We start from the raw sequence: 3,917 nt of genomic DNA, 5'->3' as shown, positions 1-3,917 counted from the left end.
AATTAATATCACGGTAAATTTGCATCAATAAAAAAAGTCCTTTGATCTGATGTCAAAGGACTTTTGAGTCATTACAGTTTTTTTATTTTGAGTCGCAATATTGCTGAATACGCCTTTCAACTTGTTCCTTAAGCTTAAACGTCTGCTCTTCTGATGGAGCTACGATAATATAACCAAAACGATTTTTAAAAAGGGGCGTTGTAATTGTGATAACCATACCTAGAGGCTCATCACCAGGCATCGGATATAAAAAATCACTTACAACCTTTATCAATTCATCTGCATCCGTGATTGTACCTGAGCTCGCGGCTTCAAAGCTTATTAAGGATACATCTTTGAGATAATTATCACCAAAGGTATGTTTTGCAAATTCATGAACATGGGTGCCACCCGTTCGACGCGAATTGATCTCGAGCAAATATAGCTCGTTCCCATCGCTTACGATACAGTCCAAATCGAAATGACCAACATATCCCATGGCCTGCAATTTATTCGCGAGTTCCAAACTACACCGTTCGAGGTCGGCGCACCAGGGTTGTTCATAAACAGAGCGGTCGATTTGAATGCCACAAAAATCGCCAAAGCCCAAAAATAATTGATTGGAAATATAGGTGATATGAGGGTCACCCTCCCCAAGTTTTGGTACCTTCAACTCAACAGATGGAGAAATTCTTTTGGCCGAGGGAATAAAACTTTCTACAACGATTAATTCATTGGCATAAAATGGATCTGATTGAAGTCTGTCATAGATGCTTTCGACGGTCAGTTCAGCATCTGGCATAATGATGGTAGTGCCGATCCCGCTTTCGCCCGTATCGGCTTTGACCACGCAGGCCTCACCTCGGCTGGAAAACCAACAAGCAGCGGTTGCTGCTTGTTTAAGGTCATAACAGATTACGCCAAATGGAATGAATTTATTTGCGTCTGGCATCCAATAAGATGCCAGAGATCTATAACCTGTCTTTGTGTCAATATGATCGCGCACCCACAGGTGGTCTGCGTCGGGGCTTTCGGGGGTTATTACATTCAGGTTAAAATCCCTGCGCAAAACTTCAACCAGATGCAAGAACTCTTTAGTAGTTGCGTAGGGGATGATCTTTACAGTGCGGTTTTCACCTGAATAGTCAATAATACTTTCCAGCAAATGTTTTTCGCGCAATATGTCTAAACTCAAATAGTGAGAAGGCTCCGCTGGGGCGATATGCAATGTGTTGGCGTAATTCAATCTGGAAGTATTTAATTCCGCATGGGCAATCGGGTAATTAACAATCACCAACTTGGGATCGCCCGCCCATAAAATGGTGCGATCTCCATGATAATCTTCGCCATTGATCAAGTCATCGCGCTCAGCAGGCTTGTTGCTGCGTCCTAAAAAGTCGATATGAGCCTCGGCAAAATTACTGACCACCACTGTTGGTACGCTATTGAGCATCGACATAGTAGAGTGCGGCCTTATTCCGATTCCTTGTCACCGGGTTTTTGTTGATCGCGCATTTTCTGTGCCTTTTCCTTTAAGGCTTGGAAAAACTCCGACTCTACAATATCTTCAACCTGCTTGCGGCGCTTGGATTCGTCGATAACGATCTTCAACTCTTCAACCTGTTGGCGCAGGTTTTGCTCGCGTTTGTAAACCTTATCGATCATGCCTCTAAATACACGTTCCATGGTTTCGATTTCATCAGGATTGGAGTCTGAAAGATTGAGTTCGCCCAGGTACTTCAAGCCGACTTCATAATTTCCTTCGCCGATCTGCTCAATAGCGCGGGTAAATCCAACGAGAGGGCGGGTGAAATATTGAGCCACAAAGTAGATCAAAACCAGCAGGATAATGTAAGTAATTGAAAAGGCGAAGTAAATAGTTCTTAAGATTTGCGCGCTGACTTCGTTCACATACGTGGATGTAAAATCTATTCCAAGGGCCCCAACCGATTCTCCCTTTGAATTTCTGATGGGTGCATACGCAGAAACCCACGACCCAAATTCATCTGAATAGATGTGAGGAGTACATTTCTCGTCAGCATAAGGACACCAACCGGTCTCGGTTTGGTATACAACTTGGTCAAGCCCTGCCAGGTTAGGGCCTACATTAACGTCATAAGACTCACGAAATTTTGCAAAATTATCCCAATCCGGGTTGGGTAAACATCCGCCCCAGCTTCCAATAAAGACGATTTCACCCGGATTATCTCCCTTGATGTATGTGTAGGGGCTGGCACGGGGTTCTAATCGCCTAATCTGGCAAAGCACTTCAACTTGATCCCAATATCTCGAATCATCTGTAGTAATTCCATCAGGGCCAACTTGCCCCTCCTTGACCAATCCCTCCATTGCATCACCATCAATAATTTGAACCTGATCTCCATCGCCAAGAATGCCAGTTTTTGTAGCACCAATAATCGTGTCGTACAGCCCTTCTTTTATCTGGGACATGGCCTCGTTCTGTGCAAAGTCATAGAACCAATAATAGGTGGATGCAAAAACGACTGTAAAGATCAACGTAAAACCTACGATCAACTTGGTCTGGAGGCTGATAAACCTTTTGCGGGATTTAGCAAGGGGGGCAGTATTTGATTGCAGAGACATGGGTTTTTCTCCTACTTATTATTTAGGGTTTCCTGGAGCATTTTTTGTATCAACCAATGGTTATCAGGCAAATGGTAATGATCCTCTAACAACGTAAGCAACACAGTATTGACAATGTCCGGGTCAGTTGGGTTAAAAGGGTAATTGGGGATTTGGAATGCACCCAAGTACATACGTTCAAATCCTATTTTATCAAGGTTTTGGTGTGCACTAGATAATTCCAACAACTCGGGTGTGGATGGCGGTTCAAAATATTCAATCGGAAATTCCACATAGCCATACTCCATATATTTCTTAACAAGAGGAGCATGTGCTACTTCTGCGATCATACAAAGCGGAGCACTGTAACCATATGCCTGCGCATCTTCTACAAGCTGCTGCATCGCAAGGTTCAACACAAGCTGGGCCAGGCTTTTATTTTCAAGAGACTTAATTTCTCGCGCCTCTGACCTAATTGCAAAATCAAACAAGACACCTGTGTTTCTTTTGATATTGTAAAGAAAACCAATAATACCTACCGGCCTGCCTCTGACAATCAGTATCCATTGATGCCATTTTTCATTTGCGGAGATATCCAACGGTCTTTCCGCGCGTTGACGCATGACAGGAGTGTAACGGGCATATTGAGGAAACAACTCCTCATAAATTGACAGATAGTCGTCAATATAGATGGAGTTACCTCCGACTAGATCGTGGATAACCAACCCAATTTCTGGAATATTCAACATAGGCCCAAACTAGAATTCAATACCGTCTAAAACACTTTTACGTTTAGACCTTGCCAGGCGGTAATTTAACATGCTGACATCATAAACTTTCCACAAGTAAAAGCTGGTAATAAAGGCAGAGAATGCAGCACCGGCAGCTATCCCCAAATAGATCCATCTAACGAGCTGCTCAGTGATCAACTCCATAGACTTCAAACCGAATAGGATGAGAAGCAAAATACAACCCAAGACTGTAGCCGTAGTAATGAAATAACTATCCATAAAAGCCGAGATACGCCCGCGTCGTTCGTCGGGAACGAGTCCTTGCAGAGCTTTTCTTGCAGGGTCATCCCAGGCCGTGTAAACAGTTCGCGCGACAAAGCGGGCCGAAGCTGCGCCGATGACACTTGAAATTCCCAACGCCAGCCCGCCTGAAACGAACATGGCAAAGGGCAAAACTGCAAACGCCTTCTTCAACTGGATCTTTGAAAGAAGGCGGCTGGTGATCAGCCATTGGAACAATAACAACCCGGAGGTTTGAATGGCTTTGTAATAACCAAGAAACCTTTGAAATTCCAGGTCACTGTTTACGCTATCATTTATGACATAAAGGAAATTAAACTCGAT

Annotated in this window: 4 protein-coding genes; all 4 read right to left on the bottom strand. The window is 43.7% G+C overall.

Annotated elements, in window-relative coordinates:
• Window positions 1-82 precede the first annotated feature (82 nt).
• Complete coding sequence (locus tag AC14M5_RS19260; protein WP_484031336.1) at window positions 83-1,438, bottom strand: ATP-grasp domain-containing protein; 1,356 nt, start codon at window positions 1,436-1,438, stop codon at window positions 83-85.
• A 14-nt stretch (window positions 1,439-1,452) separates the two neighbouring features.
• Entirely contained in the window at window positions 1,453-2,583 is a 1,131-nt protein-coding gene (locus AC14M5_RS19255; protein ID WP_484031335.1) for a hypothetical protein, read from the bottom strand.
• Window positions 2,584-2,594: 11 nt separating this feature from the next.
• The gene (locus AC14M5_RS19250) at window positions 2,595-3,311 is read right to left on the bottom strand and encodes a hypothetical protein (protein WP_484031334.1); all 717 of its coding nucleotides are present in this window, start codon (window positions 3,309-3,311) and stop codon (window positions 2,595-2,597) included.
• A 9-nt stretch (window positions 3,312-3,320) separates the two neighbouring features.
• A partial coding sequence (locus AC14M5_RS19245; protein ID WP_484031333.1) for a hypothetical protein occupies window positions 3,321-3,917 on the bottom strand: 597 nt, incomplete at its 5' end.

This window comes from Candidatus Villigracilis sp. (assembly GCF_057083605.1).
Note: the sequence above shows the minus strand (reverse complement) of the source record. Positions and strands in the feature narration are given on the sequence as shown.

Bases quoted from the DNA above. Each gene is read 5' to 3' on its own strand.
- AC14M5_RS19250 (WP_484031334.1), bottom strand. From the start codon at position 3,311: ATGTTGAATATTCCAGAAATTGGGTTGGTTATCCACGATCTAGTCGGA.
- AC14M5_RS19260 (WP_484031336.1), bottom strand. From the start codon at position 1,438: ATGTCGATGCTCAATAGCGTACCAACAGTGGTGGTCAGTAATTTTGCC.
- AC14M5_RS19255 (WP_484031335.1), bottom strand. From the start codon at position 2,583: ATGTCTCTGCAATCAAATACTGCCCCCCTTGCTAAATCCCGCAAAAGG.